Source organism: Halomonas flagellata (genome assembly GCF_022487945.1).
Classification (GTDB): Bacteria; Pseudomonadota; Gammaproteobacteria; order Pseudomonadales; family Halomonadaceae; genus Halomonas; species Halomonas flagellata.
In genome coordinates, this window is record NZ_JAKVPY010000001.1 from 282,826 (window position 1) to 299,561 (window position 16,736).

Annotated in this window: 14 protein-coding genes; 7 read left to right on the forward strand and 7 right to left on the reverse strand. The window is 70.5% G+C overall.

Going from position 1 to position 16,736, the window contains the following annotated elements:
• Positions 1 to 80 precede the first annotated feature (80 nt).
• Together MKP05_RS01320 and MKP05_RS01325 are read right to left on the reverse strand one after the other, a co-directional pair.
• The gene (locus MKP05_RS01320) at positions 81 to 983 is read right to left on the reverse strand and encodes a ketopantoate reductase family protein (RefSeq protein ID WP_240566692.1); all 903 of its coding nucleotides are present in this window, start codon (positions 981 to 983) and stop codon (positions 81 to 83) included.
• Positions 980 to 2,914, reverse strand: a complete 1,935-nt coding sequence (locus tag MKP05_RS01325) for a DNA topoisomerase III (RefSeq protein WP_240566693.1) — start codon at positions 2,912 to 2,914, stop codon at positions 980 to 982. The genes MKP05_RS01320 and MKP05_RS01325 overlap by 4 nt, the downstream gene beginning before the upstream one ends.
• A 131-nt stretch (positions 2,915 to 3,045) precedes the next feature.
• Here MKP05_RS01325 and MKP05_RS01330 point away from each other — a divergent pair, with 131 nt between their 5' ends.
• Entirely contained in the window at positions 3,046 to 4,290 is a 1,245-nt protein-coding gene (locus MKP05_RS01330; protein WP_110281735.1) for an ABC1 kinase family protein, read from the forward strand.
• Between the two features lie 62 nt (positions 4,291 to 4,352).
• Positions 4,353 to 6,185 (forward strand): SEC-C domain-containing protein, encoded by a 1,833-nt coding sequence (locus tag MKP05_RS01335; RefSeq protein WP_110281734.1) that lies wholly within the window; start codon positions 4,353 to 4,355, stop codon positions 6,183 to 6,185.
• Positions 6,186 to 6,207: 22 nt separating this feature from the next.
• Here MKP05_RS01335 and MKP05_RS01340 read toward each other — a convergent pair whose 3' ends face one another.
• Positions 6,208 to 7,575, reverse strand: a complete 1,368-nt coding sequence (locus tag MKP05_RS01340; RefSeq protein WP_110281733.1) for an AmpG family muropeptide MFS transporter — start codon at positions 7,573 to 7,575, stop codon at positions 6,208 to 6,210.
• Between the two features lie 157 nt (positions 7,576 to 7,732).
• Between MKP05_RS01340 and rfaH the strand changes: the two genes are divergently transcribed.
• The 5 genes from rfaH to MKP05_RS01360 all read left to right on the forward strand — a co-directional run bounded on the left by rfaH (position 7,733) and on the right by MKP05_RS01360 (position 10,830).
• Entirely contained in the window at positions 7,733 to 8,269 is a 537-nt protein-coding gene (rfaH, locus tag MKP05_RS01345; RefSeq protein WP_110281732.1) for a transcription/translation regulatory transformer protein RfaH, read from the forward strand.
• Positions 8,270 to 8,321: 52 nt separating this feature from the next.
• Positions 8,322 to 8,828 (forward strand): FKBP-type peptidyl-prolyl cis-trans isomerase, encoded by a 507-nt coding sequence (locus MKP05_RS01350; RefSeq protein WP_240566694.1) that lies wholly within the window; start codon positions 8,322 to 8,324, stop codon positions 8,826 to 8,828.
• A 128-nt stretch (positions 8,829 to 8,956) separates the two neighbouring features.
• Positions 8,957 to 9,070: a cytochrome c oxidase subunit CcoM gene (gene ccoM, locus MKP05_RS21695; protein ID WP_276316473.1), complete on the forward strand. Its 114-nt coding sequence runs from the start codon at positions 8,957 to 8,959 to the stop codon at positions 9,068 to 9,070.
• Between the two features lie 198 nt (positions 9,071 to 9,268).
• Entirely contained in the window at positions 9,269 to 9,601 is a 333-nt protein-coding gene (locus tag MKP05_RS01355) for a hypothetical protein (RefSeq protein WP_240566695.1), read from the forward strand.
• Positions 9,601 to 10,830, forward strand: a complete 1,230-nt coding sequence (locus MKP05_RS01360) for a PqqD family protein (RefSeq protein ID WP_240566696.1) — start codon at positions 9,601 to 9,603, stop codon at positions 10,828 to 10,830. Before MKP05_RS01355 ends, MKP05_RS01360 begins: the two co-directional genes overlap by 1 nt.
• Before the next feature lie 22 nt (positions 10,831 to 10,852).
• Here the strand turns inward: MKP05_RS01360 and MKP05_RS01370 are convergent, their stop codons facing one another.
• From MKP05_RS01370 to MKP05_RS01385, 4 genes are all read right to left on the reverse strand, one after another.
• Entirely contained in the window at positions 10,853 to 13,546 is a 2,694-nt protein-coding gene (locus MKP05_RS01370; RefSeq protein ID WP_276316474.1) for a bifunctional diguanylate cyclase/phosphodiesterase, read from the reverse strand.
• A 22-nt stretch (positions 13,547 to 13,568) separates the two neighbouring features.
• Complete coding sequence (locus MKP05_RS01375) at positions 13,569 to 14,225, reverse strand: transglycosylase SLT domain-containing protein (protein WP_439108961.1); 657 nt, start codon at positions 14,223 to 14,225, stop codon at positions 13,569 to 13,571.
• 7 nt (positions 14,226 to 14,232) lie between these two features.
• On the reverse strand, positions 14,233 to 15,954 hold the full coding sequence (locus tag MKP05_RS01380) for a proline--tRNA ligase (protein WP_240566697.1): 1,722 nt from the start codon (positions 15,952 to 15,954) through the stop codon (positions 14,233 to 14,235).
• Positions 15,955 to 16,095: 141 nt separating this feature from the next.
• Positions 16,096 to 16,689: a GNAT family N-acetyltransferase gene (locus MKP05_RS01385; protein WP_240566698.1), complete on the reverse strand. Its 594-nt coding sequence runs from the start codon at positions 16,687 to 16,689 to the stop codon at positions 16,096 to 16,098.
• Between the last annotated feature and the right edge of the window lie 47 nt (positions 16,690 to 16,736).

A 16,736-nucleotide genomic window follows, 5' to 3' on the forward strand; every position in this document is an offset into this window, starting at 1 on the left:
TTGAGCGCGTGGAGTCCGCTTGCTCATTATATGGACCATCTCAGACTAGCAGGAGAGCCATCGGCCTGCCAGGCGACGGCTCAATGTCGGTCGTCGGGTCCGGTGCGCTCGAGTTCGGCCAGGCGGGGGGCCTCGATGCCATGCCGCCGCGCCGCCGTCAGCAGCGGCCCGAGGATCGCTTCGCGCTCGGTGGGCCGGCCGGCCAGCACGTCCTGCAGCATGGAGGCGCGGTTGGCGGCGGTGCCCGCCACCACCTGCCAGACCAGGGTGCGCCAGCCGGCGATTCCCTCACCCTCGGGTGGGGCGATGCCCTCGGCCACCATGATCGTGGCGACCTCCTCGATGACCGCCTCGACCATGGGCCGGAAGGGCCGGTCGCGCAACTGGCCGTTGCGGATGCGAAAGCGTGCCACCAAGGGGTTGATGGCGGCGTTCACGGCGAGCTTCTGCCACAGGCGGGTGCGGATGTCGGGCTCCGCCTCGGTGGCCAGGCCGGCCGCCGTGAGGGTGGCCGCCAGTGAGCGGGCCAGTGGGAGGTGGCGATTGGCCAGGTCGCCGAGGCGGGTGGCCCCGTGGCCGGCGTGCACCACGCGGTCATCGCCGGCCAGCCAGGCCCCCTCGGTGGTGGTGGCGCACAGCACCGGGCCGTCGTGGCGCTCGCTCAGCCGCGATTGGCAGCCGAAGCCGTTCTGCCACAGCACCAGGGGGGTCCCGGGAGCGAGCCGCGTGGCAATGGCCGCATGCGCCGCCTCGGCGGCGTAGGCCTTGGTGGTCAGGTGCACGACATCGGGGGCCAGCGGTGGCAGCCGGTCCAGGGTGAGGGTCGGCACGGACAGCGTCAGCGCCTCTCCCGCCGGGGTGATCAGCGTCTGCTCGGTGGGCAGCGGGCGCCGGCCGACCAGCGTCACCCGGCCAGCCTTCGCCAGGCTGAGGCCCACCAGGCGACCCAGTGCGCCGGGGCCGACGATCAGGTGGGCGCTCATGAGCGGGAGCCTTTTCCGCGTGCCGGGGAGCGGCGGCGTCCCTTGGCGGGGGCGCTGCGCCGGCGGCTTGCGGGCTTGCCGCGGCCGGGTGATGGCGCCTCCTCGCCGCGGGCCTGGGCCAGGGCCCGGTGCAGTCGCCCGGCATCGGCGGCGGCGAGCAGGCCGTGCAGGTCCTCGACCAGGGCGGCGACGAAGGGGGCCGGGTCGTCGCCCGCCTCGGCAATGGCGCCCAGGCGCTGCTCCCACAGGGCGGTGCGCTCCGGGCGACCCACCGCCTCGGGCAGCGAGGCGATCAGCGCGCTGCCGAGCCGGGTGGCGCGCAGCGCCTTGGCCTGGCGTACCAGGTAGCCGCGTTCCAGCAGGGTCTCGATGATGCCGGCGCGGGTGGCCTCGGTACCCAGGCCGTCGTGTTCGCGCAGGGTGCGCCTGACCGCCGGGTCCTCGACGTAGCGGCCAATGTTCATCATCGCCTTGATCAGGCTGGCGTCGGTGAAGGGCTCCGGCGGGCGGGTCTCGCGATCCTCCACCCCCGCCTCCGTCACCCGGCACGCCTCGCCCTCGCTGAGCGGCGGCAGCGGTGGCGCCTCGTCGCGGGTGGTGAACAGCGGCTTCCAGCCGGGCTCCAGCACCTCCTGGCCGCGGGCGCGAAAGCATTCGCCGAGGAGGGTGAACTCGGCCTTCACCTCGCGGGTGGCCAGCGCCGGGTAGAACTGGGCGAGCACGTTGCGGGCGATCAACCGGAAGACGTCGCCCTCGGCCTTCTCCAGGCGCGAGAGGTCGGCGCACTTGCCGGTGGGCGCCAGGGCATGGTGGGCGCCGACCCGCTTGTCGTTCCAGGCCTTCGAGCGTCGCGAGAAGTCGGCGCCGGCCAACCAGCCGCGCAGGGTCGCATCGGTGCCGCAGGCCCCCTCCAGGGTGGCCCGGGCGGCGGCCCAGTGCTCCTCGGGCAGGTAGCGGCAGTCCGAGCGCGGGTAGGTGATCAGCTTGTGGCGCTCGTAGAGGCGCTGGCAGATGTCCAGTACCGCCTTGGCCGAGAGCCCGAAGCGGCGGGCGGCATCGACCTGCAGCGCCGACAGCGAGTAGGGCAGGGGGGCGGCCTGGCGCTTGTCGCGGGTCTCCAGCGCGGCGAGGCGACCCTCGGCGCCGGGCAGGCGTGCGGCCAGGGCCGCCGCGGGCTCGCGGGCCAGCAGCCGGCCCTGGTCGTCCAAGGGGTGCGCCTCGCCGGGCACCCACCAGGCGCGGAGCCGGCCCCGGGCCACGGCAAGCTCGGCCCAGAGCACGAAGAAGGGCCTGGGCTCGAAGTCGCGGATCTCGGCGTCACGACGCACCACCAGCCCCAGCACCGGGGTCTGCACCCGGCCCACCGAGAGCACCCCGTCGTGACCGGCCTGGCGACCGGTCAGGGTCCAGGCCCGGGTCAGGTTGATCCCGTAGAGCCAGTCGGCCCGGGCACGGGACTGCGCCGCCCGGTAGAGCGGCTGGTAGCGGGCGTTGTCCTCGATGCGCGCCAGGGCCCGCTGCACCGCCGGCCGGTTGAGGTCGCTGACCAGCAGCCGCGACACCGGGCCCTGCCAGCCCAGGTGCTCGATCACCTCCTGCACCAGCAGCTGACCCTCGCGGTCCGGGTCGCCGGCGTGGACGACCTCGCTGGCGCCCTTCAGCAGCCGGCGGATCACCGCCAGCTGGCTCCGTGCCTTGGGCCGCGGGGTATGCTTCCAATGCCCGGGCAGGATCGGCAGGTGGTCGAGCCGCCATGCCTTGAAGGCCGGGTCGTAGGCATCCGGCGGGGCCTGCTCCAGCAGGTGGCCCAGGCACCAGGTGACCGTGGTGTCGCCGGCGACGATGGCACCCTCCTCGCGCCCCTGGCGTCCGGGCAGGGCCTCGGCGATGGCCTTGGCGAGGCTGGGTTTCTCGGCGATGATCAGTCGCATCCTGGTTCCCACCGGTTCATGATATGGACATTCTTCCAGTATTCCACGATCCTCGCCAGATGTAACATCACTCTATTCGTGTACAGCCCTTGTATCGAATGCCCTGTCTCCACTATCCGGGGAGCGACGATATGCGCGAACGCGGCCGTACCCGGCGCCTGCTGGGGCTGGGCGCCCGGACCGGCGGCGCCCTGTTGCGCACCCGGCTGGGCGGCGAGCCCGACTGGCGGGCCCTGGGCGAGGCCCTGTTCGAAGGGCTCTCCGAGCTCAAGGGGCCGGCCATGAAGCTGGCCCAGATCATGGCCCAATGGGACGACCTGCTGCCGACGGATCTCGCCGACGAGCTCGCGCGCCTCCAGCGCCAGGCCGAACCGATGCCCTGGGCCTCGATCCGCGAGACCCTGGTCGCCCAGTACGGTGATCTCGACGCCCACTTTCGCGACATCGAACGGCGTCCCTTCGCCAGCGCCTCCATGGGCCAGGTGCACCGTGCCGTGACCCGGGAGGGCGAGACCCTGGTGCTCAAGGTCCAGTACCCCGGGCTTGCCGAGGTGCTGGAGAGCGACCTGGTGCAGGTGCGACGCCTGATGCGGCTGGGGCGCTGGCTCAGGGTGCCGCAGGTGCGGCTCGACGCCCTGTTCGAGGAGCTCGCCGCGAGCCTGCGCGGCGAGCTCGACTACCATGCCGAGGCCGAGGCGCTGGCCCGCTACCGGGCGCGCTATGCCCATCTCGACGCACTGGTGATTCCCGAACCGCTGCCCCGGTTCTCGGGTCCCCGGGTACTGGCCATGCGTTATGTGGCGGGTACGCCACTGCGCGAGTTGGAGATCTCCGATGTCGAGGTGCGCCAACGCCTGGCGACGACGCTGGCGGACTGGCTCACCGAGGAGCTCTTCACTCACGGTGAGCTGCACGCCGACCCCCATGCCGGCAATTTCGCCGCCGACGCCCATGGGCGGCTGGTGATCTACGACCTGGGGGCGGTGATTCCGGTGCCCGAGGCGCGGCTGGTGGCGATGATGCGGCTGCTCGAGGCCACGCTGGCCGGGGACCCCCTGGCCATGGACGAGGCGCTGCTGGCCCTCGGTGGGCGCCAGGGACAGGGCGCGCCGCTATCGCTCTACCGCGAGGCCGCCGAGGCCGTCATCCCCCTGTTCCGGCCTGGCGAGCAGGACTTCGCCGACGTCCGCGTCCATCGCCGCCTGCGCGAGCTCAGCCCCAAGGTCTGGGCCGCCATGGACCGGCTGCAGCCACCGGCGGACACCCTGCTGCTCTCGCGCACCCTCAATGGCCACTACTGGAACCTGGTGCGACTCGGGGCCCGCCTCGACATGCACGCCCGTACCCGCCCCTTGCTGGCCTGGGCGCGGCGCTGAGTGCCTGCCCAGGACGCCGCTGGACTGTTAGACTGTGCCGTTTTCTGGTTGCGGAGGCTGCGATGCTGGCGGTATGGGTGGAACAACTGCTGGGCTTTGCCTCGGGAGCCCTGGCGGCCATTCGCGAGGACGAACGCTATCCGACGCTGATGGCCTGGGCTCGGGAGGAGGGCGCCGCCCTGATGGGTGGCAATCTGGCCCACGCCCAGGCGCTGGCTCCGGAGCTGTGGTCGCAGACGCCGCTGGAGCGGCTCGACTTCGCCTGTGAGCCACTCGCCCGTCCGGGTCGCAACGAGCCCTGCTGGTGCGACTCGGGCCGCAAGACCAAGCACTGCTGCGGTGCCGTGTCGCTGCCCGGCCATGTGCCCGAGCACCTGATGTGGATGCTCTCGCTGCGCGACTGGAAGGGCGGGGTCCTCAAGGCCGCGCTGGCGAGCGGCCGGGCCCCGGCCCAGGCGCTGCTCGAGGCCGGGTTGATCGCCGCCGAGAGCGGCCAGCGGGGCCGCGCCCAGCAGATTCTCGAGTCGCTGTTCGAGCGCGCCGACTGGTCGCGCCTGCCCGAGCAGGCCGAGCCGGCCTTCGAGATCCTCGTCGACCTCTACCAGGAGCGCGGCTTCCATCGCAAGCGCACCGCCCTGCTCGACGAGGTGCTCGACCGCGGGCCGCTGTTCCTGCGCGGGGTGGCGCTCGAGCGCCTCTGCCTGATGCATCTCGACAACGACGACCTGGACAGCGCCCGGGCCGCCTTCGTGCGCGCCCAGCAGGCGCTGCCCGATTCGCCGACCCTGGCCTACATCGAGGCCATGCTGCTGCTCCACGAGGGCCACGAGCGGGAGGCCGCCGAGCGGGCCCGCTTCTGGTTCCGGCGCCTGGCCCGCCAGGGGGACCTGGACCCGGACCAGCTGCAGTTCCTGTCCGACCTGGCCGACAACCCCGGCGCCACCCTCGCCGAGCAGCTGCTCAATGCCGAGGAGGACCTGGCCACGCCGCTGGCCTCGTTGCAGGCGCTGCTCGAGGCGTTGCCGACGGCGCCACGGCTGACGATCCGGGATTCCGGCGAGGGCCGCCTGGAGTACCACGCCAGCGCCCGCGAGGACACCCTGTTCGCCGCCTGGCAGAAACACTTCCGGGTGCAGGTGGTGGGCGATGCGCCCATGGGCTTCGACGACGACCCCTGGCCCCATGCCGCCGACTGGCTCACCGAACTCTGTTCCCACCCGGAGTGGCTGGATTCGCCACGGGTGGTCCAGGGCCTGGCGCTGGCCCTGACCAGTCGCTTCGGCAGCCTGCCGTGGATGGCGCCGAGCCTCTTCGCCCCCCTGGCCGATCGACTCGAGCGCTGGCTCGAGCAGGTCCAGGCGGCGGGCGACGGTACCCTGACCTGGGATGACGCCGACAACGCCGTGCTGCTGCGCACCGGCCTGGCCCTGGTGGTGGGCATGGAGCGGGGGGCCCGGCAGCGCTCCCGGGAGCTCGCCGAGCGACTGCTGGCGCTGGATGACCAGGACGGCCTGGGGCTGCGCGAGCTGGTGCTCGACCAACTGCTGCGCGAGGGGCGTGACCGTGAGGCCCTCGCGTTGAGCGAGCGGGCCCTCGACGAGGAGGCCGCGGAGCCTGCGCCGCTGCTGGGCCTGTTGATGGGGCGTGTGCTGGCGCTCTATCGCCTGGAGCGCCGGGACGATGCCTTGGAGGCCCTGGCGGCGGCCCGCCGCCACAACCCCCATGCCCTGGCCATGCTCTGTGCCGACAACCCGCGGCCGGTGACCGCGAGCGGTGACGGCATCGCCGAGCCCGGCTCCCGGGCCGAGGCCTGGCAGTACCGCACCCTGATGCGCGACCAGTGGCGGGCCACCCCGGGGGCGCTGGAGTGGCTGCGGGAGCAGCTGCCCGGCTGAGAGATTCCCTCGCCCGGGGGGCTCAGGCCGCCCGGGTGGCGGGCCGCGGCACCAGCTCGCGGTCGCGGCTGATCCAGAGCGCCAGGGCGATGGCCGGCAGGCCGAGCGCCGTCGCCACGACGAAGAAGGTGGCATAGCCCTCGGCGGCCACCACGAGCCCGCCGAAGCCGCTGAGGAACTTCCCCGGCAGGGTCATCAATGACGAGAACAGCGCGTACTGGGTCGCGGTGTAGGCCCGCGACGTCAGGCTCGAGAGAAAGGCGATGAACACCGCGCTGGCCAGGCCGTTGGCCAGGTTGTCGCCGACGATCGCCATGACCAGGAACGGCAGGCTCTGGCCGGCCAGCGCCAGGGCCGCAAACAGCAGGTTGGTCAGCGTGGCCGCCACCGCCCCCAGTACCAGGATCGGGCCGATGCCGTAGCGGGCGACCAGCAGGCCGCCGAGGATGCCGCCACCGATGCTCATCGCGATGCCGAAGACATTGGTGACGTTGGCGATGGTGGCAAGCGAGAAGCCCAGGTCGATGTAGAGCGGGTTGGCCATGGAGGCCATCGCCAGGTCGCTGATGCGAAACATCGCGATGAAGACCAGCAGCCACAGCGCCTTGAGCCGATGGCGGCCGAGGAAGTCCGTGAAGGGGCAGACCACGGCACCGATCAGCCAGGCGCCCAGGCGTCTGGCCGGCTTGGGCTTGCCGCGGCTGGCGCGCAGGAAGGCACGCACCTTCGGCTCGTGGATCAGTTGGGTAGTGAGCGACAGCCGCGGGGGCTCGGGGCGTAGCAGCACGGTGAGCACGCCGACCCCCACCAGGGCCGCCATGGTCAGGTAGGCGGCTTCCCAGGAGAGGGCCGAGGCGACGTACAGGGCCCCCGCGCCGGCGGCCAGCAACCCCCCGCGATAGCCGATGATATAGGTCGAGGCCATGGCCGCCTGGACGTCGTCGGGCGCCGATTCGATGCGGAAGGCGTCGATGGCGATGTCCTGGGTGGCCGAGCCGAAGGCCACCAACAGGGCGAAGAGGGCGATCAGCCCCAGGTTGCCCACCGGGTCGACCCCGGCCAGGCCCACCAGCCCGGCGGCGATCGTCGCCTGGGCCAGCAGCATCCAGCCGCGGCGCTGGCCGAAGGTGCGGGTCAGCAGCGGCAGGGCCAGGCGGTCGACCACCGGCGCCCAGAAGAACTTGATCGAATAGAGGATGCCGATCCAGGAGAAGAAACCGATGGCGGCGACCTCGACGCCAGCGCTGCGCAGCCAGGCCGAGAGGGTGGAGAACACCAGCAGGAAGGGCAGGCCGGCAGAGAAGCCCAGGAACAGCATGGTGATGACCGGCGCGCGCAGGTAGATGGCCAGGGCTGCACGCCAGCTGCGGCGGACGGTGGCGGTGGGCATGATGGGCTGCACTCCTTGCGGACCTCGGACGCGGGGGCACACGACTCGCCCCCATCGATGGTAAACTCGCGAATCGGCGGCCGGGCCGCTTTCCCGCAGGGTTCGATTGTTGCAGAGCCCCGCCAGTGATACCAGCATGCCCCAGATCAGGAGTCCCATGAGCGAAGACGATCCGCGCCTGGAACATGGCGATGACGCCACCCCCCACTGGTACGTGATCCAGTGCAAGGGCGGTGAATCCTTCCGCGCCGCGGAGCATCTCGGCAACCAGGGCTATGAGGTCTTCCACCCGGTGCTCGAGGTGCAGAAGAGGCGTCGCGGCAAGCTGGAGTGGGTCATCGAACCGCTCTTCCCCCACTACCTCTTCATCCGCCTCGACCGCCTGGTCAGCAATTGGCGGCCGATTCGCTCCACCCGTGGCGTGCTCAGGCTGGTCGGTTTCGGCGACATGCCACTGGCGGTGGACGATGGCCTGGTCGAGACCCTCCGCCACCACGGGGCCGACCGCCAGGACGCCACGGTCAACCTCTACTTCCGCGCCGGCGACGTGGTGGAGATCACCGAGGGTCCGTTCAAGGACCTGCAGGCGGTCTTCTCCAGCCACAAGGGCGAGGAGCGCGCCATCGTGCTGCTCAACATGTTGCACAAGCAGCAGCGACTGGAGATGCCGGTCTCCCAGTTGCGCCGCCGCTGAGCGTGTCGTTCACGCTCGCTACTCGCCCATCACCCTGCGACAGGAGAGCCCCATGACGATCGCCCCCCAGCGGGTCGTGACCCTGCACTATGTCCTCAGCGACACCGACGGCAATGTCCTCGACGATTCCCGCGCCCGCCAGACGCCGCTGGAGTATCTCCACGGTCATCACAACATCGTCGCCGGCCTCGAGCGTGCCCTGGACGGCCAGATCGAGGGCGCCGAACTCAGCGTCACCCTGATGCCGGCGGAGGCCTATGGCCTGCGCAACGAGGCACTGGTCCGGGAGGTGGGACGTTCGGCCTTTCCGGTGGATGACCTGGCCCCGGGCATGCGATTCCAGACCCCGGGAGACGATGGCCCGCAGGTCGTCACCGTGGTCGAGGTGCGTGACGACACCGTGCTCGTCGACAGCAATCACCCGCTGGCCGGCCACACCCTGCGCTATCGCCTCGAGGTGCTGGACGTGCGGGAGGCCACTCGCGCCGAGCTCGCCAAGGGGCATCCGCTGCCACTGGGCACCGATCACGGCAGCGTGGAAGACAGGAAGGCCATCTAAACCTGACCTGCGTCAACTCCATGCCCGGGCCGCCGGCATCGCCGGCGGCAAACTTGATTCAGGTCAGAAACTCCCCAGCGCCGACGGGCTACAGTCCTCCCAACACATCGAGACGGGAGGACAGCACCATGTACTGGGATGACGCCGTAATCTTCGGGCTGGTCACCGTCGCGATGATGATCGCCTTCCTGGGTGGCTGGATCGGATTCATCATTCGCGACCATCGCAAGAAGAAGCACTGAGCCAGCCGCTCACAGAGTCGTCAGGGGAGGGGGGTTCGACCCCCCAGTCGCCGACCCGCTTGGGTCGGCTTTTTTTGGTGCGAATGTGCAGGCCCCGAGGAAATAGCGGGCAAGCGTCGGCCAGGTGCCGTCGTCAACTGGAGCGATGCGGGCGCGACGAGTATCATGAACACTGTTCGATAACAAGGAGACAGTGTCATGAAAGCGCAGCGTCACGATACCACTCCCGACGAAGGCAAACGCCTGAGCCGCCGCCGCCTGCTCGCCACCCTGGGCGTCGGCATCGCCGGCGCCTATGTGGCCCCGACCCTCTTCAGCCTGGGCCAGGCCCGGGCCTGGCATGACGAGCCGCGCGACCGTCGCTACCGCCGATCCGGTTACAGCCGTCCCAGCTACTCCCGACCCAGTTACAGCCGTCCCAGCTACTCCCGCCCCAGCTACAGTCGCCCCAGCGGCGGCTACCATCGCCACACCTACCATTACCATGCGCATGACCATCATCCCGACCACCGCGGGCCGAGTCGCTGGTGATGTCGGCTCCGGTTCCGCCTGACGGCATGCGGGTGCAGGACCTGGGTTTCGAGGGCCTGGGGGCGGTGCTTCGCCTGAACGACGCCCCCGAGGTGCAGCGCCTGCTCGGCGACGTCACGCCCGGTTGGCGGTCGTTTCCCCTGACGGCTCGCGGGCCGGCACCGGCGATCCGTCTGGCTCGCGACTCGCGGGGCGCCGGACGGGGGTATTGCCAGCACTCTCCCGAGCTGCCCCGCGGGCTGCACCTGCCCACCCCGGTGGCTGCGGCCTGCAGCCTGGTCGCCGACCTGATCGGTGCCTTCTTCACGCGTCATACCGAGCTGATCGGCCTGCACTGCGGTGCGGCGGAGGTCGCCGGCCGGCTGGTGCTCTTTCCCGAGTCGCACCGTGCCGGCAAGAGCACCCTGGCCGCGGCCTTCGCCACCGCCGGCCACCGCATCTTCGGCGATGACGTCCTGGCGCTGACGCCGGCCGGCGAGGGCATGGCGCTGGGGATCGCTCCCCGCCTTCGCCTGCCGCTGCCGACCCGTCTCGATCCCGCCCTGCACGCCTTCGCCGAGCGACATGCCGGCCCCGAGGACGAGCGCTACCGGTACCTCGTCCTGCCGGAGGCCCTGCAGGCGAGACACGGCGAGTGTCTTCCGCTGGGGGCCATCGTGTTGCTCGAACGGGACGCAACGCTGGCCACGCCGGAATTCATCGCGCTGGCACCGGGGGAGGGGCTGTTGCAGCTGCTGTGTCAGCACCTTGCCCACGCCCAGCCCAGCGAGACGCTGATGGAACGCTTCCTGCCGCTGATGGCGTCGCTGCCCTGCGTGCTGTTGCGCTACGCCGAACCCCTGGCGGCCGCGCGCTGCCTGGCCACCCAACTGGCCGGCCCGTCACCCGCCCACGGTTCGGCTGCGGTATCGTTGACCGGTCATCGCCCCGCGTCCCGTGTCGCGTCCCGGGTGCCGGCCGACCGACGTTGGCGGGTGCGGGAAAGGGTGCGCGACTATCCCCTCGGCGACGATCTCTTCCTGATCCACGCCCCGAGCGGCGCCATCCATCGGCTCAATGCCAGTGGGCGGGCGGTATGGACGCTGTTGTCCCACGAGGCGCTAACGGCCGGTGAGATCGCCGACCTGCTGAGTGAGCACTTTGGCGGCGTGTCGACGGAACGGATCGAGGCCGATGCGAGCGCCTTGCTGGGGATGCTGGCCGAGGCGGAGCTGATCCGGCCCGCCTGAGCGTCGGGAAGGGCCGGGTGTCTCAGGCGTCGCGGCTTCCCGCCACCCGGCGCAGGAAGACGTCCACTGGCTCGGGACGCGCCAGGTGGTAGCCCTGCATCAGGGTCACGCCCTGCCGGTGCAGGAAATCCACCTGGGTGGCGGTCTCCACCCCTTCGGCCACCAGGCGCAGGTCCAGCGCCCGCGCCAGGGCGATGATCGAACGCGCCAGGGGCGCGTCCGGCCGCGTCTTGAGCGGGTCGAGAAAGACCTTGTCGAGCTTGATCTCGTCCACCTCGAGCTCCTGCAGGTAGCGTAGCGAGGAGTAACCGGTGCCGAAATCGTCCAGCGCGATCGACAGCCCCAGGGCGCGCAGGGCGGCGAGTCGCGGCATGATGCCGGGCGTCACCAGCAGCGACTCGACCACCTCCAGTACCAGGCGATGCGGCGGCAGGTCATGCGTCTGCAGCAGGGCCTCGACGCGCGCAGGGAAGCCATGGTCGCGCAGCTGCTGCACCGAGACGTTGACCGCCAGCACCAGGTCGGTGTCCCGCAGCGGTCCGGTCAGCTGCGCCAGGAGCTCCTCGAGCACCCAGTCGCCGATCGGCTGGATCAACCCGCTGTGCTCGGCCTCGGCAATGAAGTCATCGGGAGCGAGCAGGCCACGCTCGGGGTGCACCCAGCGCAGCAGGGCCTCGGCCCCGTGCAGACGGCCGCCGGGGTCGAACTGGGGCTGGAAGTAGAGCCGGAACTCCCGCCGGGTGATGGCATCGCGCAGCTCGCGCTCGAGCCGGCTCTGGTGGCGTTGCCACTGCCCCAGGGCATCGTCGTAGAAGGCCAGTCGGTGACGGGCCTCGCCGCGAGCGCGTTCGAGGGCCAGTTCGGCCCGCTGCAGCAGGCGGTCGAGGTCGCGTGAGTCTTGTGGGTAGCCGGCCAGGCCCAGAGAGAAGTGCAGCGTGGCCGGGGCGTTCTCGTTGAGCCAGGGGTGGGCATGGAGCTCGTCGAGCAAGGCCACCAGGCAGCCTTGCAGGCCGTTGCGATCGTCGCCGGGCAGCAGCAGGCAGAGCCGGTTGGCCGGGAGACGCGCCAGCACCCCCCGTAGCGCCGGCGCGGCGAGCCGCCGGCGCAGTAGTTCGCCGACCTCGTGCAGGGCGGCATCGCCGAAGGCCTTGCCCAGGCTGTCGTTGATCTGGTTGAGTCCCTTGACGTGAAGGATGCCCACCTGGAAGGGGCCCTGTCGCCGCAGTGACTCGATGTGCTCCTCGAGCCCATGCAGGGTCGGCAGGGCAGTGACCTCGTCGTGGTGGAGCTGGCGGTGCAGGGTGCGCTCCACCTCGCGCCGGCGCAGCGACTCGGCGAACTGGCAGAGCAGGCCCGAGAAGCTGGTCAGGGCGTTGATCTCGTCGGTGTGCCAGTGTCGCGGCCGGGGGGACTCGCAGCACAGCACGCCACGCAGCTCGCCGGCCACGAACAGGCCGATATCGAGCATCGACGCGATCTCGTGCCGGTGGAGATGGTCGTGCAGGCCGGTCAGGCGCGGGGCGGCGGGGGCATCATCGGCCACCAGGACCGGGGTGCGGCGCAGGGCGACCAGGTAGGCCTCGAGATCCTCCCCGCAGAGTTCCTCGCCGACCGTCTCCGGTACGAGACTGGCGTGGCAGATCAGGCGATCGTCGCCGCCATCGAGCAGCCAGAGGCTGATCCTGGGGATATCGAGCAGCTGCGAGCTGCGTTCGAGCAGGGCGGTGATGAACTCGTCCTCGCTGGCGTCCCGCAGGTGCAAGTCGCGCAGGTCGTGCCAGGCACGCTGCTGGGCCGTCAGCCGCGACTGGGTCTGGCGCAGCTCCTCGACGGTCGCCAGGCTGGCCCGGGCCTGGTGGCGCAGGTGCCGGAACAGCAGCGCGGAGAAGCCTCCCAGCCCCAGCAGGGTGAGCAGCAGCCAGGGAAGCGACTGGCGCAGCATCACGCTGCCGGGCTCGGAGGGGGTCCATTCCAGCCAGGCCAGGGGCTCGCCGGTCCGGGTGCGCAGCGGCAGGCGGCCGGGCTGTTCGGGAGTGTCGGTGAGGCGCAGGTCGGGCAGGTTGGTGGCCTCGCGCAGTATCCGGGCGAGGCCATTGCCGACCTCGAAGGCGAAGAGCAGCCGATGGGGCGAGGGGGCCTGGGCATGATGATCACTTTCCGGGAGTACCGGCGCGGTGGCGAACAGCACCGGTCGTTCCTGCCAGAGCGCGAAGCCCGATGTCATGGGGGTCGTGGCGGGGCGACTCTGGGTCAGCAGGGGGCCGTGGTCGGTCGCGGGGGGACGCGGTTCACCGCGCTGGACCTCGTAGAGTACCTCCTGGTCGGCCGACACCAGCAGGGCCAGGTCGATGCCCAGGTTGTCATGCAGGTTGGCCCCCATCTCCAGTTCCAGCCACTCGCGGTCCGGGCCGTCGTCAGCGTGGACGGCCAGGTGGCTGAGGTCCCAGATCGCGTAGTCCAGTACCTGGCCGACCAGTCGGCGGCGGATCTGTTCGAGCTGGGTCTCGATCTGCTCGTGGGTGTGGCGGGCATGCTGGAGGTTCTGCTCGCGGGCGGCCCACAGCAGGATGGCGAGCATCACCACCATGGCCAGGGCCAGCAGGGCGGCGAGGCCGAGGCTCAGGCGGCGATAGTCGCGCTCGGTGCGGCTCAGCGCCCGGGCGATACCGGCGGACGGGTCGGCCTGGCTCGCGTCCTTGTCCATGGTGTCGGGCATCCTTGTCTCGCCTTGGTCGATGTCAGCGCTGTGCCGCGGCGCGTGAGCCGCCCTCTCCGGGTTGGCGCCAGTGACGCTGCCAGGCGCGCATCACCCGCTCGGGGTACCAGGTCTGCCCCAGGCTGCCGTTGTAGCGGGCTAGCGCCCGGGTCAGGTCGCCGCGTTCCACGGCCAGGTAGTGGGCGAGGATGGTGCAGCCGTAGCGCAGGTTGCGCCAGGGATCCTTGAGGTCATCGGCGGGCAGTCCCAGTTCGCGGATCCAGAACGGCATGATCTGCATCAGCCCCACGGCCCCGGCGGAGGAGACGGCCTCCGCCTGGAAGGCGCTCTCCACCTGGATCACCGCCAGCACCAGCTCCGGGGGCAGGCCGGCCAGGCGCGCCTCGTGGTAGGCGCGATGCAGCAGCTCGGTGCGCCGCGCCGGGTCCTTCACGAAACGGGTCAGGCGAGGCTCCATGTCGTTGAACCACTGGCGGGCGGCCCAGATCTCGGCCGGCGAGCGCGGGGACTCCAGCGAAGCGTTCAGGGTGGTGCGCAGCGAGGCGGGGATCTCGGGCAGGGTACGCACCGCCCGTCGCTGCTCCATGGATGGTGCAGCCTGCAGGGCGCTCGTGAAGGTGCCGACCTCGTTGGCGAGGGCGGGCGGCAGGCCGGCCGCCACCAGCAGGGCGGCGGCCATCCCTCGCCTAGCGGTCGACGCGGTCACCCAGGAAGTCGAGGATCTGCTCTGCCGGCACCATGGTGGCGTCACTGTCACGGCGTCCCTTGTATTCGAGTTCACCCTTGTCCAGGCCGCGGTCGCCGACCACCAGGCGATGGGGAACCCCCATCAGCTCATGGTCGGCGAACTTGACGCCGGGGCGCAGGTCGCGGTCGTCCAGCAAGACCTCGAAGCCCGCGGCGGTGAGCGCCTGGTAGAGCCGCTCGGACTCCTCGCGCACCCGCTGTGACTTGTGGGCGTTCATCGGCACCAGCGCAATATGGAAGGGGGCGATGGCGTCGGGCCAGATGATGCCCGCCTCGTCGTGGTTCTGCTCGATGGCGGCGGCCACGACGCGGGTCACCCCAATACCATAGCAGCCCATCCAGGGGTGGGTGGCGCGGCCGTTGTCGTCGAGCACGGTGGCATTCAACGCCTCGCTGTACTTGCGCCCCAGCTGGAACACATGGCCGACCTCGATGCCGCGCTTGATGGCAAGCACGCCCTTGCCGTCCGGCGAGGGATCGCCTTCCACCACGTTGCGCAGGTCGGCGACCTTCGGCAGCGCCACGTCGCGCTCCCAGTTGATGCCGAAGTAGTGCTTGCCGTCGACGTTGGCGCCGGCGCCGAAGTCGCTCATCAGGGCCACCGAGCGGTCGATGATGAGCGGCATCTCGAGGTTCACCGGACCCAGCGAGCCGGGGCCGGCACCCACGACGGCACGGATCTCCTCTTCCGTGGCCATGGTCAGCGGCGTGGCCACCTCGGGCAGGTTCTCGGCCTTGATCTCGTTGAGTTCGTGATCGCCGCGCACCAGCAGGGCGATCAGGCCGCCCTCGGCGGCGTGCACCATCAGGGTCTTGATGGTCTTCTCGATGGGCAGGCCGTGCTGCTCCACCAGGGCGGCGATGGTCCTGGCATGGGGGGTGTCGACCAGCCGCAGCTCTTCGGCGGGGGCCGGGCGTTCGGCCGAGGCGCCGGGCGGTGCCGGCAGCGCCTCGGCCTTCTCGATATTGGCGGCGTAGTCGGACTCGGTGGAGAAGACGATGGCGTCCTCGCCGGAGTCGGCCAGCACGTGGAACTCGTGGGAGTCGGTGCCGCCGATGGCGCCGGTGTCGGCCAGTACCGGGCGGAAATCCAGGCCCAGGCGCGTGAAGATGCGGGTATAGGCATCGTACATCGCCTGGTAGGTCTCCTGCAGGGAGGCCTGGTCGATGTGGAAGGAGTAGGCGTCCTTCATGATGAACTCGCGCGAGCGCATCACCCCGAAACGCGGGCGGATCTCGTCACGGAACTTGGTCTGGATCTGGTAGAAGTTGGCCGGCAGCTGCTTGTAGCTCGACAGCTCGCGGCGCATCAGGTCGGTGATCACCTCCTCATGGGTGGGGCCGACGCAGTAGTCGCGGTCGTGGCGATCCTTGAGGCGCAGCAGCTCCGGTCCGTACTGCTCCCAGCGGCCGGACTCCTGCCACAGCTCGGCGGGCTGGACCGCCGGCATCAGCACCTCCTGGGCGCCGGCGCGGTCCATCTCCTCGCGCACGATGCGTTCCACCTTGCGTAGGGTGCGCAGGCCGGTCGGCAGCCAGGTATAGAGGCCGGAGGTGAGGCGGCGGATCATGCCGGCACGCAGCATCAGCTGGTGGCTGACGATCTCGGCATCGGCGGGGGTTTCCTTGAGGGTGGCGATCAACAGTTGGGTGGCGCGCATGGGTCCGGCGGTTCCTCGAGCTGTTCTTCTGGGACGTCTTCTTCGACAGAAGGGCGTAGTCGGGGCCGCTGAGTCGGCGGCAGTAGGCGCATTGTACGGCCAAGCGCCATATGCGGCAAAAGGCGGTGCTCGTCCGGGGGCTCATGCCAGCGGCTTCAGCCAGAACACCATGGGCTTGTCGGTCTCGGCCGGTTCGCCGATGTCCTTCCAGCGGAAGGTGGTGGTGAGATCGGGCTGGCGCTCGTAGCCCCGGGCGCGCCAGAAGCCGTGCAGCGGCACGTAGCCTGGCGGTTTTCGCGGGTGGTCATCGGGACGCTCGACGGCGCAGAAGGCCGCGATGGTAAAGCCTTCACGGGCGGCATGCCGTTCCCGCTCCGCCATGAAGGCCTTGCCGATGCCGCGGCCACGGTACTCGGGCAGCAGCACCGACTCGCCGTAGTAGAAGACCGTGGCCGGCTCGAGCCCGGCTCGCTCGAAGGGGGCACGGAACGCCTCGACATCCGCGACCAGCGGCATGCCGGTGGCGGCGCCGATCAGGTCGTCGCCATCGAAGGCCAGCACGAACAGGCTCTCGGGGCAGTCGGCATAGCGCCTCAGGTAGTCCGACTCGTAGGCCAGGTCGCCGTCATAGAGATAGGGGAAGTCGCGAAACACCCGAATGCGCAGGCGGGCCAGGGCCGCCAGATGGGGGGCAATGTCCTGGCCCTGGCAGGTGGTGAGTCGTGTATCGCCCATGGGGCCTCCGTGGAAGGGAAGAAGGGAAAACGCTCGTCTGAACCCGG